General features: G+C 78.9%; 1 protein-coding gene. It reads right to left on the bottom strand.

Annotated elements, in window-relative coordinates; all coding sequences use genetic code 11:
• On the bottom strand, window positions 1–232 hold a 232-nt coding region (locus NVV99_RS26975), incomplete at both ends, for a pyridoxal-phosphate dependent enzyme (protein WP_260783357.1).

The following is a 232-nucleotide window of genomic DNA, read 5'->3' as shown; positions in this document are numbered from 1 at the left end:
CCTCCGGCAGCGTGACGGGACCGCCCGCGCCCCGCGCGGCGGTCATCGACGCTGCACCCGCCGGCTCGCCGCCGACGATCGACGTGCGTGGGGACCGCTCGCGCAGATCGGCGGCGACACCGGCGATGAGGCCGCCCCCGCCCACGGGGACGAGCCCGACGGCGAGATCGCCGTCGAGCTGATCGAGGACCTCGCGCGCGCTGGTGCCCTGCCCGGCAGCGGTGCGGGCGAC

The organism is Rhodococcus sp. PAE-6, from assembly GCF_025290685.1.
Lineage (GTDB): Bacteria > Actinomycetota > Actinomycetes > Mycobacteriales > Mycobacteriaceae > Rhodococcus > Rhodococcus pyridinivorans.
This window is presented reverse-complemented; position numbering and strand designations above follow the sequence as displayed.